Source organism: Lientehia hominis (assembly GCF_021044755.1).
In the GTDB taxonomy this organism is placed as follows: Bacteria; Bacillota; Clostridia; order Lachnospirales; family Lachnospiraceae; genus Lientehia; species Lientehia hominis.
This window is the reverse complement of record NZ_JAJNOR010000005.1, coordinates 107,803-129,574: the sequence shown is the minus strand read 5'-3', so window position 1 is coordinate 129,574 and position 21,772 is coordinate 107,803. Positions and strand designations below refer to the sequence as shown.

Annotated in this window: 16 protein-coding genes and 1 pseudogene; 11 read left to right on the top strand and 6 right to left on the bottom strand. The window is 49.4% G+C overall.

Annotated elements, in window-relative coordinates; translation table 11 throughout:
• Positions 1–49: 49 nt before the first annotated feature.
• The 5 genes from LQE92_RS09495 to LQE92_RS09475 form a co-directional block, all read right to left on the bottom strand.
• Positions 50–2,506 (bottom strand): DUF6273 domain-containing protein, encoded by a 2,457-nt coding sequence (locus tag LQE92_RS09495; protein WP_231062743.1) that lies wholly within the window; start codon positions 2,504–2,506, stop codon positions 50–52.
• Positions 2,507–2,540: 34 nt separating this feature from the next.
• Entirely contained in the window at positions 2,541–3,242 is a 702-nt protein-coding gene (locus LQE92_RS09490) for a hypothetical protein (RefSeq protein ID WP_231062742.1), read from the bottom strand.
• 15 nt (positions 3,243–3,257) lie between these two features.
• Positions 3,258–4,499, bottom strand: a complete 1,242-nt coding sequence (locus tag LQE92_RS09485; RefSeq protein WP_231062741.1) for an SPFH domain-containing protein — start codon at positions 4,497–4,499, stop codon at positions 3,258–3,260.
• A gap of 850 nt (positions 4,500–5,349) precedes the next feature.
• On the bottom strand, positions 5,350–5,925 hold the full coding sequence (locus LQE92_RS09480; RefSeq protein WP_231062740.1) for a chromate transporter: 576 nt from the start codon (positions 5,923–5,925) through the stop codon (positions 5,350–5,352).
• Complete coding sequence (locus LQE92_RS09475; RefSeq protein ID WP_231062739.1) at positions 5,922–6,464, bottom strand: chromate transporter; 543 nt, start codon at positions 6,462–6,464, stop codon at positions 5,922–5,924. The genes LQE92_RS09480 and LQE92_RS09475 overlap by 4 nt, the downstream gene beginning before the upstream one ends.
• Before the next feature lie 230 nt (positions 6,465–6,694).
• Between LQE92_RS09475 and glgB the strand changes: the two are divergent.
• The 5 genes and pseudogenes from glgB to LQE92_RS09450 all read left to right on the top strand — a co-directional run.
• A pseudogene (glgB, locus tag LQE92_RS09470) lies at positions 6,695–9,004 on the top strand (1,4-alpha-glucan branching protein GlgB); the annotation flags it as partial.
• Between the two features lie 33 nt (positions 9,005–9,037).
• The gene (locus LQE92_RS09465) at positions 9,038–9,952 is read left to right on the top strand and encodes a mechanosensitive ion channel family protein (protein WP_231062737.1); all 915 of its coding nucleotides are present in this window, start codon (positions 9,038–9,040) and stop codon (positions 9,950–9,952) included.
• 101 nt (positions 9,953–10,053) lie between these two features.
• Entirely contained in the window at positions 10,054–11,883 is a 1,830-nt protein-coding gene (gene typA, locus LQE92_RS09460) for a translational GTPase TypA (RefSeq protein WP_231062736.1), read from the top strand.
• A 112-nt stretch (positions 11,884–11,995) separates the two neighbouring features.
• Complete coding sequence (locus LQE92_RS09455; RefSeq protein WP_231062735.1) at positions 11,996–12,619, top strand: flavodoxin family protein; 624 nt, start codon at positions 11,996–11,998, stop codon at positions 12,617–12,619.
• A 26-nt stretch (positions 12,620–12,645) separates the two neighbouring features.
• Positions 12,646–13,563: a magnesium transporter CorA family protein gene (locus LQE92_RS09450; RefSeq protein WP_231062734.1), complete on the top strand. Its 918-nt coding sequence runs from the start codon at positions 12,646–12,648 to the stop codon at positions 13,561–13,563.
• A gap of 83 nt (positions 13,564–13,646) precedes the next feature.
• Here LQE92_RS09450 and LQE92_RS09445 read toward each other — a convergent pair whose 3' ends face one another.
• Complete coding sequence (locus tag LQE92_RS09445; RefSeq protein WP_231062733.1) at positions 13,647–14,870, bottom strand: argininosuccinate synthase; 1,224 nt, start codon at positions 14,868–14,870, stop codon at positions 13,647–13,649.
• Between the two features lie 262 nt (positions 14,871–15,132).
• Between LQE92_RS09445 and argC the strand changes: the two genes are divergently transcribed.
• The 6 genes from argC to LQE92_RS09415 all read left to right on the top strand — a co-directional run bounded on the left by argC (position 15,133) and on the right by LQE92_RS09415 (position 21,731).
• A complete protein-coding gene (argC, locus tag LQE92_RS09440) occupies positions 15,133–16,173 on the top strand; it encodes an N-acetyl-gamma-glutamyl-phosphate reductase (protein WP_231062732.1) in 1,041 nt (346 codons plus the stop codon).
• A 31-nt stretch (positions 16,174–16,204) separates the two neighbouring features.
• Entirely contained in the window at positions 16,205–17,428 is a 1,224-nt protein-coding gene (argJ, locus tag LQE92_RS09435; protein ID WP_231062902.1) for a bifunctional glutamate N-acetyltransferase/amino-acid acetyltransferase ArgJ, read from the top strand.
• Between the two features lie 132 nt (positions 17,429–17,560).
• Positions 17,561–18,934 carry a sodium-dependent transporter gene (locus LQE92_RS09430; protein ID WP_231062731.1) on the top strand — a complete coding sequence of 458 codons (1,374 nt, stop codon included), beginning with the start codon at positions 17,561–17,563 and terminating at the stop codon, positions 18,932–18,934.
• A gap of 53 nt (positions 18,935–18,987) precedes the next feature.
• The gene (gene argB, locus LQE92_RS09425) at positions 18,988–19,884 is read left to right on the top strand and encodes an acetylglutamate kinase (protein ID WP_331001277.1); all 897 of its coding nucleotides are present in this window, start codon (positions 18,988–18,990) and stop codon (positions 19,882–19,884) included.
• A complete protein-coding gene (locus tag LQE92_RS09420; RefSeq protein WP_231062730.1) occupies positions 19,874–21,064 on the top strand; it encodes an aspartate aminotransferase family protein in 1,191 nt (396 codons plus the stop codon). Before argB ends, LQE92_RS09420 begins: the two co-directional genes overlap by 11 nt.
• A gap of 238 nt (positions 21,065–21,302) precedes the next feature.
• Positions 21,303–21,731 (top strand): DMT family transporter, encoded by a 429-nt coding sequence (locus LQE92_RS09415; protein WP_231062729.1) that lies wholly within the window; start codon positions 21,303–21,305, stop codon positions 21,729–21,731.
• Positions 21,732–21,772: the final 41 nt, after the last annotated feature.

The window sequence follows — 21,772 nt, the reverse complement described above, 5'->3', positions numbered from 1 at the left end:
GGAAGATTCCGGCGGCTGTGCTTTCTTAAATAGCTGCAATTCGTTTTTATTAATCCAGAGAAACCCAAATAGCAGGGCAGACCAGCTGGATTGAGTCATAGGATACTGCATCAGTATAATCCGCTTCAGGCTTAATTATTTTGCCCTCACGCATCCAGCAACCAAGGAAATCATCATTAGAAGAGACTTTTTCTGGCTTTTGAACATAGTATGCTGCAGATATATTATTAAAATAATCATTAGCGTATAAATTTCGTTCTTCATCACTTAATAAAAAGACTTTGTCCAGAAAAAAGTCGTCGATTTCCGAAGAGATATTTGCTGAGCCATCAAAAGTCGAAAGGATTTTTTCCTGTTCTTTTGGACTGAACGCTTCATTCAGAAAATCTTTGTTTAACCAGGCACGCAGAGATGATTCCTCCCATGAAGAAGATTCTGTACCGGAATGATTATATGGCATATAGGCTAAACCATCATTGGAAATCAACAGCATGCGGCCTTTTTTGACCTCCAGGATTTCCCAGTATATAGCTTTTTTATCTTCAGCGTTGCCATAGTTTCCGAATGACACTATTGTGCCTACTTTATGTTTCCTTAACTCATATCGCCATATGTAATCATAACTGTCTTTGAAAGATTCCAATGCCGTAAACAATTCCAAGGCAGAATCATATTTGCGATTGTTTAAGTATTCAATGGCTATATTATATTCAGCGGTCAGATAATCCTGGCTGTCCTTATAGTTCTCCAGTTTTAAGAATAAAGGAACTGCCCGAAGATACTCACCTTGTTCGTGATAAGCGACGGCCTTTTCATATTTTATTTTCGGAATATTAATAGCAATCGCTATTCCTGTAATTAAAAAAGCTAAGACAACCAGAGTTTTTATGACCTTTTTTTTCTTTTGCTTCCGCTCTTTTGCAGCTTGTTTTTTTTCTTCTTCCATCTCCAATTGTTCGAGAGTTCTTTTACACTCTTCCTTAAGACTGGCACTGTCTTTGTAGTCCGGGATTTTACTAAAGTGATCGATAGCTGTTCGCAAAGAAGTAACGGAACCATAAGATTTGTTCTCCACGGCCGAAGCATAAAGCTTCTCCAGCCGAGTCTCTTCCGCCAGTTTATCGCAGGCAGCGGCCTTTACAGTGGAATCTTTGAATTCGGAAATTTTACGAAACAATTCTGCAGCCTGTTTATAATCGTAATTTGTTTTTGCTGACTCCATTATGGAAAGAGCTTCTACATAGACTTTATCATTCTTTTGGAACTCCAGACGGTCCAGAATGGTCTGATTGTAATTTGTCAGCCGTTCCTTCAGCTGTTCGTCTCCAAAACGCAGGGCTTTTTGATAATTGTTATTCTCTGTAAAAGGAGCCGGACATGAGCTGAGTTCTTCCTGAACGGCTGTCTGTGTCTCAGCCATCAGCTTTCCCACATAGGCCATGGCGTTTTCCGGCTCTAGATCCAGAACCCGTTCGCAGTATTCATCGGCGCTGCTCCAGTCGCGGTCTTCAAGGAATAAAAATGCACGCCTTATAAGGGGAGCCGTGTCAGGCTCATCATCATCTTTCTGGACAGGCGTGTTCGAAGCAGAAGAAAATGGTGCAGATACCGTATCTCCAACAATCTTTTTGATGCCGCGGATTAGGTCCTGCAGAAACCCCAGCTTCGCCATATCCTGGGCCTGGAGATAAGAAAATTCTTCGGGCAGGTCGTAGGGATCCATATCCTTATAGGCAGGAATCAAAGTTTTCTTTTCACCGTTTTTAATGAGGGCCAGATAACGGCTCCACTCGTTTTTGACCCACGCGGCCTGAAAATATTCCGGCCTGGTACCTATAACGACCATGACGCGAGCGGAATTCAGGGCGGCGAAGATATAGGGTTCATACGCGCTCCCCAGCTTATCTTCCAGGGTGATGCGGGAAAAAAAGACCTTGAAACCCTCCTCAGCCAGCTGATAGTATAGATCATTAGCCAGAACAGAATCGGGAGTCCGTCTTCCTTCGGTATCCGACTCCTTGTAACAGATGAAGACGTCAAATGCCTCTTCATTCTGAGAGATGGCGAGTATATTTTTCTGAATGTCATCTATGATTGCCGCCTCTTTTTCGTAGACAGATTTCTGTTCACTGTCCGCACAGGCAACGGCGGCTTTGTAATCCTCATCCATGAAAATAGAAGTATATTGTGTTCGGTTGACGGTAGGAAGGCGGCGGTGAGTCTGCGGGTCATCCACATATTCGATGCCGTACCGGCACAATACGATGGACCAATAGGCCTCCGCGTCGGTTTTATCTTCATTCAGAATCGTCTCATACAGGGACATGGCTTTGTCAAATTCATTATTCCGCCGAAAATGGTTGGCCCTGTCGTAGAGATTGGCCCTGCGTTCACTGTCCAGCTTGGGAAGCGACTGCTGAGAACCGCAGTATTCACAGGTGGCCACGGTAGCCCCTTCCTGGAATTCCAGAGTGCCGCCGCACATTTTACATTTGAAAACGATCATGGTCAATTCCCCCAATTTGAGTATTTTATATCGTTTATTTGAAACGTTTACAATCGGCTGCTCTCTTTTTAATGAGGAGGAGCAGCTCTCCGGAAATTCTTCGGGCTGATTCAAAATCTTCTGTGTTAATCGATGCAGAGAGAGCATTTAATTCCGAAGTCATCCGGGATTCGATGTCAGAAAGAGAAACAGCGGATACAGGATCGCTGTAGCGGGCAGCTTCATACAGTTTTTGAATAGGCTCATATACTGGTGTTGATTTTGCGGCGTCAAGGAGTGAAGACAACTGGGAGACAAATAATTTCATGAAAGAGGTCCTGGACTCGATTTTTTTATCGCCGGTATTTACTATGTGTGCGGCAGCTTTCGATTTGATGACAGCGACGGCGGAGAAGACCAGGATCAGGATAGCTGCAACGGCTCCCAGCCAATCAGGAATAAAAGGTACGGTCATGCAAAGAGAACCGGCGATCAGAACAGCCAGGAGGCCTGAATAGCTTAAGGTGACAAGCGGGATGTTCAGAAACCTGCCTTTCGGCGTCGTTTCACGAAAGAACAGATAGCTGCATACTGCCTGACCGGTAAAGGCAGCCATGATGCCGGCATATCCGCTCCAGAAAGCTCCTGCTGATCTGGCAGCTCCTGTGACGCTGTCCGGAAGCAGAAAGACGATAGCATGGAAAGCGGCTACGGCTGTCAGCCAGATAAGGCCATAATATTTCATTCCTTTTTTCATATGTTCTTCCTCCGATTATATTTTTTCTCCGCATTCCGGGCAGAATTTTACTTCAACAGCCAGTTCATGGCCGCATTTGGGACAAGATGTGGAGAATTTATAACCACATTCTATGCAGAATTTCCCTTTCGGTATGGTTTTGCCGCACTGAGGGCACACGATTGTATCTGATTCACAGACAGGTTCTCCGCATTGCAGACAGAATTTTGCCCCTTCGGGCAGAGGAGAACCGCAGCCTTTACATGTCAAAGAAGCCGGAGAATTATTTAATATTCCTTCTCCCACCGCGCCATTTATAGCGTTTCCGACGACGCCGCCGACGGCGCCGCCCACTCCGGCCATGGTCCCGAGACCGACGCCGAGATTGGTGAACTGTCCCACCGCCTCGTTATCCGCCACATGCTCGGCCACGTCGAAGCCTCTTTCCTGTTGGTATGTATAACCTTCCTGAGACCGTTTTGCCGCCATGGCCTGGGATTCGATTACCGTTTTCTGAGCCTCCGTCTGAGCTTCAATGACACTTACCTGCTGTCTGAGTTTTGCTTCTGCTATATCTGCGTATTGACGAAAGTGCAGAGATTTGAACTTTTCATAGGAAGCTTCTCCGTCCGGTTTAACAACAGTAGTCACAAAGAAACGTTCCAGAGAAATACCATAGTCGAGAAAATCAGGGTGTAGTTTTTCTTTCAAAACTTCGGAAAGCTCCAGAAGGTGTTCGTCGATTTCGAAGATATTGATGCGTTTTTCTTTTATAATTTGGACTAGATAAGATTTTACCTTTGTCATTAAGAAAGCACGGAAATACTGTGTCAGCTTTGCCTGCCCAAAGACGTTTTCTGTTCCGACCAGCTTTATTAAAAGCTTCCTGGAGTCCTCGGCCCGAAGGCTCATTTCTCCGGAAGCTCCAATCTGTATGGGGAATTGATAGGTGGGCTCCATGAATTCCACTCTGCTGTCGGTTCCCCATTTAATGGCCATCTGCTCCGTCTTATTGATGAAATAGACTTCGCAATGAAAAGGGGATTTCCCTCCGGTGACGCGGTTCAGGAGCTTACTGAGTATGGGGACATTCTGGGTTTCCAGAGTATAACGTCCCGGACCGAACAAATCCAGAGCCAGTCCGTTCATCATAAAAACGGCTTCCTGTGATTCATGGACGATGAGCTGGGTGAGAGAGTTGAAATCTTCACAGGGATGTTTCCAGATAAAAACGGTATTGTCACCTTCATATTTGATGATATCTGTTATCTGCATCATTGAATGTCCTCCCAATATGTGATTTTGTGCATTGTATAACAAAGAATCATAAAAACTCCTGATATATTAGTGTTATTATACCATGAATACAGATAAAAGATAGCGTATTTTGTCGTAAATAAGAAATTAAAAACAGAATCCTGCGTTAACTTATATTATACCTTTGAATGTCTTTCAAACAAATTCATTTTTATAGCCAGACGAGACAGGAGAAAGTCCGCTTCCATCCAGGCGGGTCGCTGGCAGCCGTAACCAGCATCTTTGCGGCCTTCGGTCGGTCTTTTCCAACTGACATGGATAAATCGATATTTTTCCATGTCAGATTCCAACAAAAATCCGCATGATATGCGATTTTTGCCTCCCTTCGGCCGGGAAGATCCTGCCAACGCCTTTGCAGCGCTCCCCTTACGATGGAATCGGATCATTCCTCCTGCTCCTCTTTCCGCACCTAACCTCCAGTTTGCTTTGAAAGCCATTGGGGCGGCCACGGAGGCCCGCCGCCGTAAGGCGTGCGGGCCCTGAGGATATCCGATTCTTTTCTGGAATCAGGATTATGGCTCATGTCTGAAACGGTGCGGCAGACAGAAAACCGGCAGAATGATTTCGGGCCGGCCTAAAGGTGAGCGCCGCAGGGCAGCGGCCGGAGTTCTCCAGGCGGAGGAAGGCAGAAACGGAAATACCGATTCCGTTTCTGAGAGAACAGGAGACAGGAAATCATAAAGATTTCCTGTCGACATGCGAGCGGTACTGCCAAAGCGGAGACAAAGCGGCCCCTGCATCGCCAGCGAACCGAAGTCGTGACGGTCCGGAACTTCTGTCGGTGCTGAACGATTCCAAAAAGTATTTTGTATCATACTCCTCCGAAGTGGAATACGATTCCGATCACCGCCGAAGCGGCCAGGAATACGATTGGATGCCACTTCAGTTTTCTTGTGGCAAGAAGAAGGACGGCGGCCAGCAGAAGGCCTTTCCAATTGAAGAGATCTGTGAGCGCACCGGAGGCTTTCCAGGCGGCCGGCGAAAGAAGCGTAAGGTTCACGACGCCGATGCCGGCGGCGGCTATGAGGCCCACTGACGCGGCGCGCAGCCCGTAAAAAGCGGCGTCCACCGTTTGGTTTCCTTTGAAACGTTCCAGGAAGCCGTAAACGAGAAAGATGATGAGCACGGACGGCAGCGCCAGAGAAAAGGTGGCTAAGAGAGCTCCGGGTATGCCGGCTGCATGGTATCCCACATAAGTGGACATGTTGACGCCGATGGGACCGGGAGTGGATTCTGAAATGGCGATCATATCGGCCAGCTGGGGTTTTGTATACCAGCCGGTGGCTTCGGAAATCTCGTTCAGAAAAGGAAGCGTGGCCAGACCGCCGCCGACGGCGAAGAGCCCGGTCTGGAAAAAACGCCAGAAAAGCTCAAATAATACACTCATTTTGACGTACCTCCCAGTTTTTTAATGAGGATTCCGCAGATCAGGGCAAACAGCACGAAGATTACAGGAGAAAGGCTGGTGAAAAGACTGGCCAGACAGACGGTCAGGAAAATAAGCAGAGTAGGCAAGTCCACCACAGATTTTCGGAACAGGCGGCAGACAGCATTGAAAATGAGCACGCACACACAGACCCGGATGCCGGCGAACGCGTTTTTTACCACTGAAAGCTCAGCAAAGTTGGTAATAAATGCGGCAATGACGGTAATGATGATAATAGAAGGTGTGAGAATGCCGAGAGTCGCGGCGATGCCGCCCGGATAGCCTTTCAGCTTCCGGCCGACGAAGGTGGAAACATTGACGGCAATGGCGCCGGGAGTACATTGGCCGATGGCATAATAGTCCATCAGCTCTTCCTCGGTAGCCCATTTTTTTTGTTCAGCTACTTCCTTCTGCAGCATGGGAAGCATGGCGTAACCGCCTCCGAAGGTGAGCACGCCGATCTTGGCAAAGGTGAGAAATAAATCAAAGTATGAGCCCATAGCGGTAGAATCCTTTCTTTCTATTAATTACTCGTGATAATTATTATAACATATTGTGTACCGAAAAACCGTGAAAAGGGGTCAAGTCTCTGTCAAAGAATGGAAAAAGATTACGAATAAAATCCCTGCGGCCGCCCTTGTGCGATGGAAAGGCAGATGATAGAATAGAAGGGACAGAGGATGATTCGGATTATTTCTTTCGATTTAAGCGTATGCCAGGAGGGATGACAATGGATGAGTTATTATACAGGTTAATGGACTGGCCGGAGATAGAAGCAGTCGTGTATTCAGAATGTCAGGAACCGGAAGGCATTCTGGGGCCGCATCTGACTGACGATGGAATTTTGATTCAGGCTTTTATACCGACGGCGGTTTCCATGGAAGTGATCGTGAAAAAGGGTGAAAAGCATTATAAGATGGAAAAGGCGGATGACGCCGGATTTTTTGCGGCTCTGGTGCCGGGCAGGAAGATTCCTTCTTATGTGCTTGAAGTGACTTATGATAACGGTACGTCACAGGTGCTGGAAGATCCATACCGCTTCCCTTCCGTTTATACGGAAGCCGATCTGAAACGGTTTGCGTCCGGGATCCATTATGAGATTTATGAGAAAATGGGAGCGCATCCCATGGAACGGGACGGAGTGGAAGGCGTGCTGTTCTCCGTATGGGCGCCGTCCGCCATGCGGGTCAGCGTGGTCGGGGATTTCAATCTGTGGGACGGCAGACGCCATCAGATGCAGAGACTGGGAGACTCCGGCGTCTATGAGCTGTTCATTCCCGGCATCGGTTCCGGGGAGATATATAAATATGAAGTGAAGTTCAAAGGAGGAAATCCCTGCCTGAAAGCGGACCCTTATGCCAATTACGCCGAGCTCAGGCCCGCCACCGCTTCCATTGTATATGATCTGGGGAAATACGAATGGGGCGACGGAGACTGGATGTCTGTTCGGAATAAAGCGGCGCAGCAGGGAACATTGACGGCTGGTCCGATGAATATCTATGAGGTACATCTGGGGTCATGGAAGAAACGGGAGGATGCAGAGGAGGATCAGTCAAATCCTTTCTACAACTACAGGGAGATCGCACCGGAGCTGGCTGCTTATGCAAGAGAGATGGGATATACCCATGTGGAGCTGATGCCGGTGATGGAACATCCGCTGGATGAATCCTGGGGATATCAGGTGACAGGCTATTATGCTCCAACCAGCCGTTATGGGACGCCGGATGATTTCCGGTCCTTTGTCGATACGATGCACCAGGCGGGGATTGGCGTGATCCTGGACTGGGTGCCGGCGCATTTTCCCAGAGATGCCTTCGGCCTTGCGGATTTTGACGGGACTGGCCTTTACGAGCACAAGGATCCGAGAAAAGGAGCACATCCCCATTGGGGGACTCTGATCTTTAATTACGGGCGGCCTCAGGTGTCCAATTTTCTGATTGCCAACGCTCTTTATTGGGCGAGAGAATACCACGCCGACGGTATCCGGATGGACGCGGTGGCTTCCATGCTGTATTTGGACTACGGAAAAAATGACGGAGAGTGGATTCCCAATATTTACGGCGGGAATGAAAATCTTGAGGCTCTGGAGATGCTCAAGCACCTGAATTCCATCTTCAAGAAAAAACAGGTTCCCACAGTGCTGATCGCTGAGGAGTCCACCGCGTGGCCCAGGATCACCGGTGATGTGGAGGACGGAGCCGTGGGCTTCGACTATAAATGGAATATGGGGTGGATGAATGACTTCCTTGGCTATATGCAGTGCGATCCCATCTACAGGACTTATCATTACGGAGAGATGACATTCAGCCTGATCTATGCTTACAGCGAGCGGTTCATCCTGGTATTGTCCCATGACGAGGTGGTGCACGGAAAGGGATCCATGGTAGGGAAGATGCCGGGAGACGCCATCGAGTTTAAGTTTGCCAATGTACGGGCGGCTTATGGATTTATGATGATGCATCCGGGGAAAAAGCTTTTGTTCATGGGACAGGAATTCGGGCAGATGGATGAGTGGAATGAGGGCGAAGGGCTCCAGTGGTATCTGCTGAACTATGATATCCACAAAAAGCTTCAGGCGTATGTGAAAGATTTGAATAAGCTTTATCTGGAGCACCCGGCGGTATATGCGCTGGACGACGATCCGGACGGTTTTGAATGGATCGACTGTACCAATTCCAAAGAGAATATTGCGGTGTTCCTGAGGAAGGGCAGAAAAGCGGAAGATACGCTTCTGGTTGTCTGCAATTTTGCTCCGGTGATTCACGAGGCCTATCAGGTGGGAGTTCCATTTCCGGGGAAATACAAAGAGATTCTGAACAGCGACGCTTTAAAATACGGCGGTACCGGAGCTGTAAATCCGAGGGTAAAACAGTCTAAAAATGTGGAGCACGATGAAAGGGAGAATTCGATCACCATCAAGGCGGCTCCCCTCGGTATTCAGGTTTTTCAGTATATTCCGGTCCTGGAGCAGGTAAAGGGAAATACTGCGGCCAAAAAGAAAGCGAAAAGGTCCGCCGGAAAGACCGCCGGGATCGAGAAAATCAAGAAGGCGATGATGGAGGAAGCATAGTCCATGATGATATTACGGACAGAGGAGACAGCGGCGGCCGATGTGGCGGCCGCTGTGGAACAGATAGGAAACACCTATGGAAAGCAGTTTAAAGAGATGCTTGACAGCCTGCCGATCAAGGCGGCGATCTTTGGCATCAAAGCAATACTCGCACTTCTTTTGTTCCTTATCGGGAGAAAGATCATCAGGACGGCCGTAAAAATAACGGAGCGTTCCATGGAACGGGCCGGCGCGGAGATTACGGTCCGGAAATTTGTAAAGTATCTGGTAAGGGCCATCGGTTATATTCTCCTGATTCTGATAATCTTGGGCGTTGCAGGCGTACAGCCCACATCCTTCGCTGCTATCGCCAGCTCTGTCACAGTGGCTCTAGGCCTGGCTCTGCAGGGAAGCCTTGGGAATTTTGCGGGCGGCCTTCTGATTTTGATTCTTAAGCCCTTTAAGGTCGGGGATTATATCATAGAGGACAGCAATAAAAATGAAGGGACAGTCCGAAGCATCGGCCTGGTGTATACGGAGCTGGTCACATTGGACAACCGTATCATCATGGTGCCCAACGGGAATTTGGCCAACAGCAGTATGACGAATGTGACGGCTCAGGAAAAACGGCAGCTGGATATGAAGGTCGGAATCTCTTACGATTCAGACCTCGGGAAAGCCAAGGATATACTGATTGATCTGGTAGAGGCGGAGCCGCTCGTCCTTGAGGAAGAAGAGCACTTTTCCTATGTGTCGTCTCTGGATGCGAACGCGGTGACTCTGGGGTGCCGGTGCTGGGTAAAGACGGAAGATTACTGGAAATGCAAGTGGAATCTGACGGAAGCGGTCAAGCTGGCATTTGACGAAAAGGGGATCACGATTCCCTTCGGACAGCTGGATGTCCATATAAAGTCGGGGAAAACTGAGGAAAACGGCTAATTTTCTCTTGCAAACACAGGATATAGTGTGCTAATATAGGGAAATGTGCAAAGACGGGTATTACAGGAATCCGGAAATGAGAAGAAGAAAGCAGGAAAGTCATGAAGACTACAAGAGAAGATGTAAGAAATATTGCGATCATCGCCCATGTTGACCACGGGAAGACCACATTGGTGGACGAGCTTCTGAAGCAGAGCGGCGTTTTCCGTGTCAATCAGGAGGTCGTGGAAAGGGTGATGGACTCCAACGACATTGAACGGGAAAGAGGGATCACCATCCTGTCCAAAAATACGGCGGTGTTTTATAAAGGTACGAAGATCAATATCATTGACACCCCAGGACATGCGGATTTTGGCGGAGAAGTAGAGCGTGTGCTGAAAATGGTAAACGGTGTTATCCTGGTGGTGGATGCTTTTGAAGGCGCGATGCCGCAGACGAAGTTTGTGCTGCAGAAAGCGCTGGAGCTTGATCTTTCTGTGATCGTCTGTATCAACAAGATCGACAGGCCGGAGGCGCGGCCTGCCGAAGTCATCGATGAAGTATTGGAGCTTCTCATAGAGCTGGATGCAACCGATGAGCAGCTTGACTGCCCGTTCGTGTACGCGTCGGCCAAAAGCGGATATGCGATGCTGAATCTGAACGGGGAAAAGAAGGATATGAAGCCTTTGTTTGATACGATCCTGAACCATATCCCCGCCCCCGAAGGAGACCCTGACGCGGATACTCAGGTGCTGATCAGCACCATTGATTATAATGAATATGTGGGCCGGATCGGTGTCGGCAAGGTGGATAACGGATTTTTGAAGGTAAACCAGGAGGTGGCTCTTGTAAATGCCCACGACCCGGAAAAATTTAAAAAAGTGAAGATCAGCCGTCTGTATGAGTTCGACGGCCTGGACAAGGTGGAAGTGGCGGAGGCAGGAATCGGTTCTATCGTGGCCATTTCCGGCATCGCGGATCTGCATATCGGGGATACCTTATGCTCTCCAGAGCATCCGGAGCCTATCCTGTTCCAGAAGATATCAGAACCTACCATCGCCATGCACTTTATGGTAAATGACAGCCCTTTGGCTGGGACAGAAGGAAAATTCGTAACATCCCGCCACATCAGAGACCGTCTGTTCCGGGAGCTGAACACAGATGTCAGCCTGAGGGTGGAAGAGACAGAGGACGCAGACCGGTTCAAAGTATCCGGAAGAGGAGAGCTTCATCTTTCCGTACTGATAGAAAACATGCGTCGGGAAGGGTATGAGTTCGCCGTCAGCAAGGCAGAGGTCATCTATAAACAGGATGAAAAGGGAAGAAAGCTGGAGCCTATGGAATTGGTATATATTGATGTGCCCGATGAGTTTTCCGGCACGGTAATCCAGAAGCTGTCCCTCCGCAAAGGGGAGCTGCAGGGAATGTCGCCTTCCGGGACAGGCTACACCAAGATGGAATTTTCTATACCGTCCAGGGGTCTCATCGGATACCGCGGAGATTTTCTGACAGATACGAAAGGTAACGGTGTCATGAATCAGCTGTTTGACGGATATGCGCCGTATAAAGGGGATATTCAATACCGCAGACAGGGTTCTCTGATTGCTTTTGAAAGTGGGGAAAGTGTCACCTATGGGCTTTTCAACGCCCAGGAAAGAGGAAATCTCTTCATAGGGGCCGGTGAAAAGGTTTACAGCGGTATGGTGGTAGGCTCCAATGCAAAAGCGGAGGATATTGAGGTCAATGTATGCAAGACCAAGCATCTGACCAACACCCGTTCTTCTGGTTCCGACGAAGCGCTGAAGCTGACTCCGCCCATCGTCATGAGCCTGGAGCAGGCGCTGGATTTTGTGGATACCGACGAGCTTTTAGAGGTTACGCCGAAGAATCTCCGCCTTCGCAAGAAGATTCTGGACCCCAGGATGAGAAAACGCGCGTCCATAAACAAATAAAATGATAAAGGCTCTGTCCGGTCAGCGGCAGAGCCTTTATCATTTGCTTGACTTATGAAACCACAGGTTTTATGATTTGTATAACAGGACAGATAGGAGGTATATGTAAAATATGAAGGTTTTGCTGATCAACGGAAGCCCCCATGAGAGGGGAACGACCTACATTGCACTGAAGAAAGCCGCCGATACACTGGAGCAGCTGGGGATCGAGACAGAGATTTTTCACGTGGGAAGTCTTCAAAGTGTCTGCATCGACTGTCGTGTCTGTAAGAAAAAAGGAAACAACCGATGTATTTACGATGATTCGGTGAATGAGGCGCTGGAAAAAGCGGAGACAGCGGACGGATTTATTTTTGGAACGCCGGTCCACTATGCTTCGGCGTCGGGCCTGATGACTGCTTTTATGGACAGAGCGTTCTATGCGGGTAGCGATTTATTCCGTTACAAGCCGGCCGCCGCGGTGGCCTGTGCCAGACGGGCCGGGACCACGGCTGCCCTGGACCAGCTGAATAAGTACATGACTATTTCCTGCATGCCTATCGTATCCTCCCAGTATTGGAATATGGTTCATGGAAGTGTCCCGGAGGATGCTCCGAAGGATGGAGAGGGGATGCAGATCATGGAGACTTTGGCGAAGAATATGGCATGGCTCTTGAAGTGCATCGAGTTTGGAAGGAAAAATGGGATAGAGCCGCCTGACCCGGAGCCACAGGTGCGGACTGATTTTATCCGCTAGCCGGAGGACAGGAGAAGTAGACTTGCATGATATGTTATGAGATCAAGGAGAAGCTGCAGGCAGTTTCAGAAGAGGAAGCCGCGGGCTGGGAGGGAAATCTGGCTGCGGTAGTTCCCTTTGGGGATATCGGAAAGTGCAGTATTCTGGAGGGGGCGGAGTCACAGGTCCTCATGCGTCTCAAGGACGCAAGGTTCTGTAAAGCAGAGGTGTATCCGGAGATGATCATCGGCGCTCTTGCCGTGCCTCGGAAGGATTACAGTCAGACATATGACAGGGCGGCTTTCTGCATTCGGGATAAGCGCATCGTCTTTTTAGATGATACCGGTTTTATTAGCGGAATCCTGGAACAGATGAGCGAGGGCAGGAGTTGGCGCCATGTGTCCATGGGACATTTTTTCTACAGTTTTCTGGAGCGGCTTATCGAAGAGGATGTGGCGTTTCTGGATGAGCTGGAAAATCAGATTGACGATATGGAAGAAAAAGCTCTTGACGCGCGGCTTTCCAGATCCTCCCACCAGCCGATGGAAATTATGAAGAAAGCCTTTGCCCTCCATCGGTATTATGCACAGCTGGCGGAGATAGGGAGCAAGATGCAGGAAAACCAGAATGGTTTTTTCCATGAAGACGCCGGAAGGATGTTCCAGATTTTCAACGACCGGTGCGGGAGGCTGGCCGAAGAGGCGCAGATGCTCCGGGAATACGCGCTGGAAGTGAGGGAGATATACCAAACGCAGATCGAGGTCCGTCAGAATAGGAGTATGGCGGTGCTGACCGTAGTCACGACTATATTCATGCCCCTCAGCTTGATCGCCGGATGGTATGGCATGAATTTTGTATATATGCCGGAAACGCAGTGGCGGTATAGTTACCCGATTATATGCGTGGTCTGCCTGATCATCGTGAGCATCAGCTTCTGGATATTGAAAAAGAAAAAATTTTTTTAATGGATAAGGCCCCCGTCAGAGGGAAACTGACGGGGGCCTTATTGTATTCTGTGAGCATTGTGATACCGGCTTGTTATGATCGGTCAATCCTTATTTTGCGAAATCTCGTGCATCTTCATGGCGCGCACCATGGTAGAAAGACCGTACAGGTTGATGAAGCCTTCCGCGTCGTGGTGATTGTAGAGATCGCCGGTGGTAAAGGAAGCAATACTCTCGTTGTACATGGAGTAGGGAGAGGTGGTTCCCTGTTTGATGATATTACCCTTGTAGAGCTTCATCTTGCATTCTCCGGTTACGTATTTCTGAGTGGATTCTACAAACGCCTGGCATGCCTCGCGCAGAGGGGAGAACCATTTGGCGGAATAAACGATATCGGCGAATTTATTTCCCACATCTTTTTTCATGGACAGAGTCTCCTTGTCCAAAATCAGTTCTTCCAGTTGGTCGTGAGCCTCCATGAGGATGGTTCCGCCGGGAGTCTCATAAACGCCTCGGGATTTCATGCCCACCATACGATTTTCTACAATATCGGCGATACCGATGCCGTGTTTTCCGCCCAGTTTGTTGAGCTCAGTGATAATATCGGACAGTTTCATCTCTTTGCCGTTCAGGGCAACGGGTTTGCCTGCCTCAAACGTGATGGAGACAGCTTCTGCTTCATCGGGAGCTTTCTCCGGAGTCTGCCCAAGCACCAGCATGTGGTCAAAGTTGGGAGCGGCGGCAGGATCTTCCAGTTCGAGGCCTTCATGGCTGATGTGCCAGATATTCCGGTCGCGGCTGTAGCTGTTGTCCGCTTTGAAGGGAAGCTTGATATCATGGCGCTGGCAGTATTCCAGCTCATCTTCTCGGGATTTCATATCCCAGATTCTCCAGGGAGCGATGATCTTCAATGTGGGAGCCAAGGCTTTGATCCCCAGTTCAAAACGTACCTGGTCGTTGCCTTTGCCGGTGGCGCCGTGGCAGATCGCGACAGCGCCTTCCTTTTTGGCGATGTCCACAAGGATCTTGGCGATCAGAGGCCTTGCCATGGCGGTGCCGAGCAGATATTTGTGTTCATATACGGCGCCGGCCTTGATACAGGGAAGGATATAGTCGTCGCAGAATTCGTCTACGACATGTTCGATATATAATTTAGAAGCGCCGGTGGAGATCGCTCTTTCTTCCAGCCCATCCAGCTCATTGCCCTGTCCGACATCAATGCAGACGCAGACCACTTCGTAATCGTAGTTTTCTTTCAGCCAGGGAATCAGGACGGAAGTGTCCAGACCGCCGGAATACGCGAGAATTACTTTTTCTTTTTCCTTCATAATCATTTATTCCTCCTCATAAAAAACGCACACACCTTTTGTTTTTGTTTCTATGTTTCTGTATGTCGCAGGTATAAATATACAACATATTTCAAGAAAATGCAATACCTAAATTAATTTTTAAAAAAGTTATTGCATATTATTCATCGATAATGTATAATTATAAATTGTTTGGACGGGAAGGCAGGCAAATATGCGGGAAAACCGAAAAAATATACGGGGGACTGCATAAAAATATACGGGTTCAGAAAGGAAGAGGACTATGATCAAGGCGGGAATCATCGGCTCCACCGGATATGCCGGCGCGGAGCTCGCAAGGCTTTTATTGGGGCATCCGGACGCAGAGATTGTCTGGTATGGCTCCAGAAGCTATGTGGGACAGGAGTACGCGTCTGTCTACAGAAACATGTTCCGGATAGTAGATGAAAAATGCCTGGACGATAATATGGAAGAGCTGGCCGGGCAGGCGGATGTGATATTCACCGCTGCTCCTCAGGGATTGTGTGCTTCTTTAGTGAACGACGGCATACTTACCGGGACGAAGATTGTGGATCTGAGTGCGGATTTCCGTATTAAAAATGTGGATACCTATGAGAAGTGGTACGGGATAAAGCATAAAAGTCCGGAATACATATCAGAGGCGGTGTACGGCCTCTGCGAGATCAACAGAGAGGATGTGAAGCAGGCCAGGCTGGTGGCCAATCCCGGCTGTTATACCACCTGTTCCATACTGACACTGTATCCTTTGGTAAAGGAGGGGCTTCTGGATGTTTCTTCCATTATAATAGATGCCAAATCAGGCACATCGGGAGCGGGAAGGAGCGCCAAGACAGCGAATCTGTTCTGCGAGGTAAATGAGAGCATCAAGGCATACAGCGTGGCTGTACATCGGCATACTCCAGAGATCGAGGAGCAGCTCAGCTATGCGGCCGGCCGGCCGGTGCTTTTGAATTTCACACCTCATCTGGTGCCGATGAACCGGGGAATTTTGATCACGGCTTATGCAAGACTTCTGAAGAAAGTATCTTATGAGGAAATAAAAGCGGTCTACGATCAATATTATTCAAAGGAATTTTTTATCCGGGTCCTGCCAAAGGAAGTATTTCCTGAGACCAGGTGGGTCGAAGGAAGCAATTTCGTGGATATGAATTTTAAGATTGACGAACGGACCGGACGGATCATTGCCATAGGAGCTTTGGATAATCTGGTCAAAGGGGCGGCCGGGCAGGCGGTACAGAATATGAACCTGATGTTTGGACTTTCGGAAAATACCGGTCTCATGCAGATTCCGATGTTTCCGTGATACCAGGGCAGATAGAAAGGATAAAAGGATGATAAAGACAGTGGATGGAGGCGTTACAGCGCCCAAGGGATTTAAAGCCGCGGGAGTGCACGCCGGGATCAAAAAGAGCGGGAAGAAGGACATGGCTCTAATATACAGCGAAGTGCCTTGTCTGGCGGCGGGGGTATTTACGACCAATGTGGTAAAGGCCGCGCCGGTCAAGTGGGACCAGAAGGTGGTCTGCGAAAGTCCCTTTGCCCAGGCGGTGGTCGTGAACAGCGGAGTGGCCAATGCCTGTACCGGAAAAGAGGGGTATGAATGCTGTACAGAGATGGCGGCGGAGACGGGAAAGGCTCTTGGCATACCGAAGGAATCGGTACTGGTGGCATCTACCGGCGTCATTGGAGCACAGCTTCCTATGGATGCCATACGGTCCGGAATCGGTAAAATGGCGCCGATATTAGGCTGTGAAAGGTCGGATGCCCGCCTGGCCGCAGAAGCCATCATGACTACAGATACAAAGCCGAAAGAGATTGCGGTGGAGGTAGAATTGGGAGGAAAGACCGCAGTAGTGTCCGGCATGGGAAAAGGATCCGGGATGATCCATCCCAATATGGCTACCATGCTCTGCTTTCTGACGACGGACGCGTGTATTACCCGGAAGATGCTCCAGAAAGCGCTGAGCGCCGATGTAAAGGATACCTTTAATATGATTTCTGTAGACGGTGACACATCCACCAACGACAGCGTGGTACTTCTGGCCAACGGGATGGCCGGAAATCCGGAGATAACAGAGGAAGGAGAGGATTACGGATCATTCTGCGAAGCTCTTCATGAGGTGATGACCGCGCTGTCAAAGATGATCGCGGGCGACGGAGAGGGTTCTACCTGCTTATTTGAAGTGAAGGTCTCAGGAGCGCCCGACAAGGAGGCGGCCCGGACACTGGCGAAAGCCGTGGTCACTTCCAGCCTTACAAAGGCGGCTGTATTCGGCCGGGATGCCAATTGGGGAAGGATCCTGTGTGCCCTTGGCTATTCCGGGGTCTCCTTCGACCCAGAAAAGGTGGATATCTGGCTTGAGAGCCGGGCCGGAAAGCTTAAGATAGTGGAAAATGGAACGGCTGCCGGTTATGAGGAAGAGGAGGCCACCAGAATCTTGTCGGAGAACGAGGTGACTGCCATCGCCGATGTGGGAGCGGGGGATTACTCGGCTACGGCATGGGGGTGCGACCTGACTTTGGACTATGTGAAAATAAATGCTGACTATCGCTCATGAGTTATGATATAATAGCCGCGGAGGACGAGGCGGAGGCTTCGTTTCTCAGATCAGACATACCATATCATAGCTTCGAGGGCGAAGAAGTTTTTCGTTTCAAATTCCCCTTGGAGAAGAAAGGGGTTTTAGAGTATGAAACGAGAAAAATTTTCATCCAGGCTTGGCTTCATCCTGATTTCCGCGGGCTGTGCCATCGGACTGGGCAATGTGTGGAGGTTCCCTTATGTGACGGGAAAATATGGCGGGGCGGCATTTGTCCTGATCTATATTTTCTTCCTGCTGGTTCTGGGACTGCCGATCATGGTAGCAGAGCTGGCTGTGGGAAGAGCGAGCCAGAAAAGTGCGGCCAAATCCTTTGACGTGCTGGAACCGAAAGGGAGCAAGTGGCATTGGTACAAATGGGGCGCCATGGCAGGGAATTATCTGCTCATGATGTTTTATACCACCATTGCCGGATGGATGCTTTATTATGTATATAAAATGGCGTCCGGTCAGTTTACCGGGCTGAACGCTGATCAAGTAGCCGGTGAATTTACGGGCATGACACAGCAGCCAGGCCTTATGACGGGATTTATGGTCGTCATTGTACTGCTTTGCTTCGGGATCTGTGCCATGGGGCTGCAGAAGGGCGTAGAGCGCGTCACAAAGTTCATGATGATCAGCCTGTTTATTATGATGATCGTGCTGGCAGTTCATTCTGTCACATTAAAAGGCGGCCAGGAGGGGCTTAAATTTTACCTGCTCCCGGATTTTGGAAAACTGCAGGAGCACGGCCTCTGGGAAGCCATCTATGCAGCCATGGGGCAGGCGTTTTTTACGCTGAGCCTGGGAATCGGAGCCATAGCCATTTTTGGCAGCTACATCAATAAAGAGAGAAGGCTGACAGGGGAGGCCATCAGCATTACAGCCCTTGACACACTGGTAGCATTAATCGCCGGTCTTATTATCTTCCCGGCCTGCTTTGCCTATAATGTCAATCCCGGCGAGGGCCCCAGCCTGATCTTTATCACTCTGCCCAATGTATTCAACGCCATGAAATTTGGCAATGTCTGGGGCACCCTGTTTTTTGTGTTCATGTTTTTTGCGGCGATCTCTACCGTAATTGCCGTATTTGAAAATATCATATCGTTTGCTACGGATTTGACGGGCTGTTCCCGGAAAAAGGCGGTTCTCGTAAACATTGTGGCGGTCATTGTGCTTTCCCTGCCCTGCGTGCTGGGCTTCAATCTCTGGAGCGGTTTTCAGCCTCTGGGCGCCGGCAGCAACGTACTGGATCTGGAAGACTTCATCGTCAGCAATAATCTGCTTCCCCTGGGAAGTCTGGTATATCTGCTGTTCTGTGTGACCAGATATGGATGGGGCTGGAAAAAATTTACCGGTGAGGCCAACGAAGGAAAGGGAATGAAATTTCCCGGCTGGGTGCGGGGATATGTGACCTTTATCCTGCCCTTGATCGTACTGTTCATCTTTGTATGGGGATATCTGTCCAAGTTCATCTTCCATTAAACAGCCGGTTCAGGGGAGTCTGAGAATCCGTACCAGGAAAGGAAAGACATAATATGGAAATGGATTCACAGATCATGCATAAGGCGGAGGTCCTCATAGAGGCGCTGCCCTATATCCAGCGCTTTAACCGGAAGATCATCGTGGTGAAATACGGCGGAAGCGCCATGGTGGACGGGCAGCTGAAAAAAAATGTCATCAAAGACGTCGTGCTTTTAAAGCTGGTGGGTTTTAAGCCGATTATCGTCCATGGAGGCGGAAAGGAGATCAGCAGCTGGGTGAAAAAGGTGGGAATGGAGCCGCAGTTCATAAACGGTCTCCGCGTCACCGACGAGCCCACCATGGAAATCGCTGAAATGGTCCTTAACCGGGTGAACAAAAATCTGGTGCAGATGGTCCAGGAATTGGGGGTCAAGGCTGTGGGGATAAGCGGAAAGGACGGCGGACTGCTGAATGTGGAAAAGAAGCTGCCGGACGGACAGGACATCGGATATGTGGGAAATGTAAAACATGTCAGTCCGAAGCTTTTGTATGACCTTTTAGAGAAGGATTTCCTTCCGATCGTCTGTCCTATCGGATATGACGACGGCTTCCGCACCTATAATATCAATGCGGATGACGCGGCCTGTGCCATAGCGAAGGCGGTCAATGCAGAGAAACTGGCTTTCCTCACTGATGTGGAGGGGGTCTACCGGGATTTTGAGGATAAGAGTACCTTGATCTCGGAGCTTACCCTGAATGAGGCAGAGCGGTTCGTAGCACAGGGAATGGCAGGAGGCGGCATGATACCAAAGCTTCAAAGCTGTGTGGATGCCCTGAAGCAGGGGGTTTCCAGAGTACATATCCTGGATGGCCGGATTCCCCACTGCCTGCTGCTGGAGATTTTTACGAACAAAGGAATCGGTACGGCGATACTGAACAGTGAGGAGGAGAGGTATTTTTATGAAGGCTGAAGAATACATGGCGCGGGGAGAGAGCGTACTTCTCCATACTTATAACAGGACTCCAATTGTGTTTGACCGCGGCGAGGGCGTCTGCCTCTATGACATCGAGGGAAAACGATATCTGGATTTTGCTGCGGGCATCGCGGTGTTCGGACTCGGCTACCATAATCCGAGATTTGATGCCGCGGTGAAGGCACAAGTGGATAAGCTGATCCATACCTCAAATCTATATTATAATGTCCCGGCCATTGAAGCGGCGGAAAAGCTGGTAAAGGTGACAGGGATGGACAGGGTCTTCTTTACCAACAGCGGTACGGAGGCTATAGAAGGCGCCATAAAGACCGCCAGAAAATATGCGGTGCAGAAGGACGGCCGGACGGATCATGAGATTATCGCAATGAACCACTCCTTTCATGGCAGGAGCATGGGAGCGTTGTCTGTCACAGGAAATCCCCATTATCAGCAGGATTTCCGTCCTTTGATCGGCGGGATCAGATTTGCGGAATACAATGATCTGGACAGTGTGCTGGCTCAGGTGACGGACCGGACTTGCGCCGTCATCCTGGAGCCAATCCAGGGAGAAGGAGGGATATATCCGGCAGATGCGGAGTTCCTCCGGGCTCTTCGGAAACTCTGTGACGAAAGGGACATCCTGCTCATTTTTGATGAGATTCAATGTGGGATGGGCAGGAGTGGGAAGATGTTTGCCTGTCAGCACGCGGGTGTCCTGCCGGATGTGATGACAGCGGCGAAAGCCTTGGGGAACGGACTTCCCATCGGAGCGTTTCTGACTACGGAAAAAGCCGCCTCCCTGGTGCCGGGAGACCATGGCAGCACCTATGGAGGAAATCCTCTTGTCTGCGCGGGCGCCCGGGCTGTGCTGGACATTTTTGAGAGTGAACATATTCTGGAGCATGTTTGTGAAGTGGGTGTTTATCTATGGGATAAGCTGGAGATGCTGAAGGAGAAATATCCGGTCATCAAGGAGCATCGGGGAAAAGGACTGATCCAGGGGCTCGAGTTCCGGAAATCTCCTGCTGAGATAGCAGCAGCGGCCATAAAGCGGGGCGTGATTCTGATAACTGCCGAAAACAACGTCATCCGATTTGTGCCGCCTCTGATCATCGAGAAAGAACATGTGGATGAGATGGCAGAGGTGTTGGAGGAATGTATAGAAGAATACCTTTGAATACCTTTCAAACAAACTTATCTTAACGAATCAGAGGAGGCAGGAGGAAGTCCGCTTCCCGCACCGAAATCGTGACGGCCCGGAACTTCTGCCGGTGTCTTTATCAGGGCCAATTGAATGATTCCAAAAAGTATCTTATATCTTGATTTGAAACGATTATTCCCTTTTGCATTCATAAAGCTTTCTGTTTTGGATAAACTAACAAAAATGTGAGTTGATTCAGAATGGAGGGCTTTTTATGTTTGGAATTCTTATTGCCTTATTGTCTGGCGCGCTTATGAGTGTCCAGGGGGTGTTTAACACAGAAGTGACTAAAGCCAGCAGTGTCTGGGTGGCCGCCGGGTTCGTACAGCTGACTGCGCTCATAACCTGCGTTGTGGCATGGTTCATCACCGGGAGGCAGCCAATCCTGGCTTTCTGGCAGGTAGAGCCTAAGTACATGCTGCTCGGGGGTGTCATGGGAGCTTTTATCACTTACACGGTAATAGAAGCGATGGGCAGTCTGGGGCCTGCCCGCGCCGCTATGCTGATCGTGGTCGCCCAGGTAGTCGTCGCCTATGTGATTGAATTATTTGGAATGTTCGGCGTGGAAAAGGCCGGATTTGAATGGCACAAGCTTGTCGGCATGGTAGTCGCGGTCGCCGGAATTGTGATTTTTAAGTGGTAAGCTCTTGTAAAGGCCGGGGGTTTCAGGTAAAATAAAAGAGT

What these genes read in the sequence shown, in the direction of transcription:
- LQE92_RS09465 (WP_231062737.1), top strand. Translation starts at nt 9,038, where the DNA reads ATGATGATATTACGGACAGAGGAGACAGCGGCGGCCGATGTGGCGGCC.
- LQE92_RS09455 (WP_231062735.1), top strand. Translation starts at nt 11,996, where the DNA reads ATGAAGGTTTTGCTGATCAACGGAAGCCCCCATGAGAGGGGAACGACC.
- LQE92_RS09480 (WP_231062740.1), bottom strand. Translation starts at nt 5,925, where the DNA reads ATGAGTGTATTATTTGAGCTTTTCTGGCGTTTTTTCCAGACCGGGCTC.
- argB (WP_331001277.1), top strand. Translation starts at nt 18,988, where the DNA reads ATGGAAATGGATTCACAGATCATGCATAAGGCGGAGGTCCTCATAGAG.
- LQE92_RS09415 (WP_231062729.1), top strand. Translation starts at nt 21,303, where the DNA reads ATGTTTGGAATTCTTATTGCCTTATTGTCTGGCGCGCTTATGAGTGTC.
- LQE92_RS09450 (WP_231062734.1), top strand. Translation starts at nt 12,646, where the DNA reads ATGATATGTTATGAGATCAAGGAGAAGCTGCAGGCAGTTTCAGAAGAG.
- LQE92_RS09475 (WP_231062739.1), bottom strand. Translation starts at nt 6,464, where the DNA reads ATGGGCTCATACTTTGATTTATTTCTCACCTTTGCCAAGATCGGCGTG.
- LQE92_RS09490 (WP_231062742.1), bottom strand. Translation starts at nt 3,242, where the DNA reads ATGAAAAAAGGAATGAAATATTATGGCCTTATCTGGCTGACAGCCGTA.
- LQE92_RS09495 (WP_231062743.1), bottom strand. Translation starts at nt 2,506, where the DNA reads ATGATCGTTTTCAAATGTAAAATGTGCGGCGGCACTCTGGAATTCCAG.
- LQE92_RS09485 (WP_231062741.1), bottom strand. Translation starts at nt 4,499, where the DNA reads ATGATGCAGATAACAGATATCATCAAATATGAAGGTGACAATACCGTT.
- LQE92_RS09420 (WP_231062730.1), top strand. Translation starts at nt 19,874, where the DNA reads ATGAAGGCTGAAGAATACATGGCGCGGGGAGAGAGCGTACTTCTCCAT.
- typA (WP_231062736.1), top strand. Translation starts at nt 10,054, where the DNA reads ATGAAGACTACAAGAGAAGATGTAAGAAATATTGCGATCATCGCCCAT.
- argC (WP_231062732.1), top strand. Translation starts at nt 15,133, where the DNA reads ATGATCAAGGCGGGAATCATCGGCTCCACCGGATATGCCGGCGCGGAG.
- LQE92_RS09445 (WP_231062733.1), bottom strand. Translation starts at nt 14,870, where the DNA reads ATGAAGGAAAAAGAAAAAGTAATTCTCGCGTATTCCGGCGGTCTGGAC.
- LQE92_RS09430 (WP_231062731.1), top strand. Translation starts at nt 17,561, where the DNA reads ATGAAACGAGAAAAATTTTCATCCAGGCTTGGCTTCATCCTGATTTCC.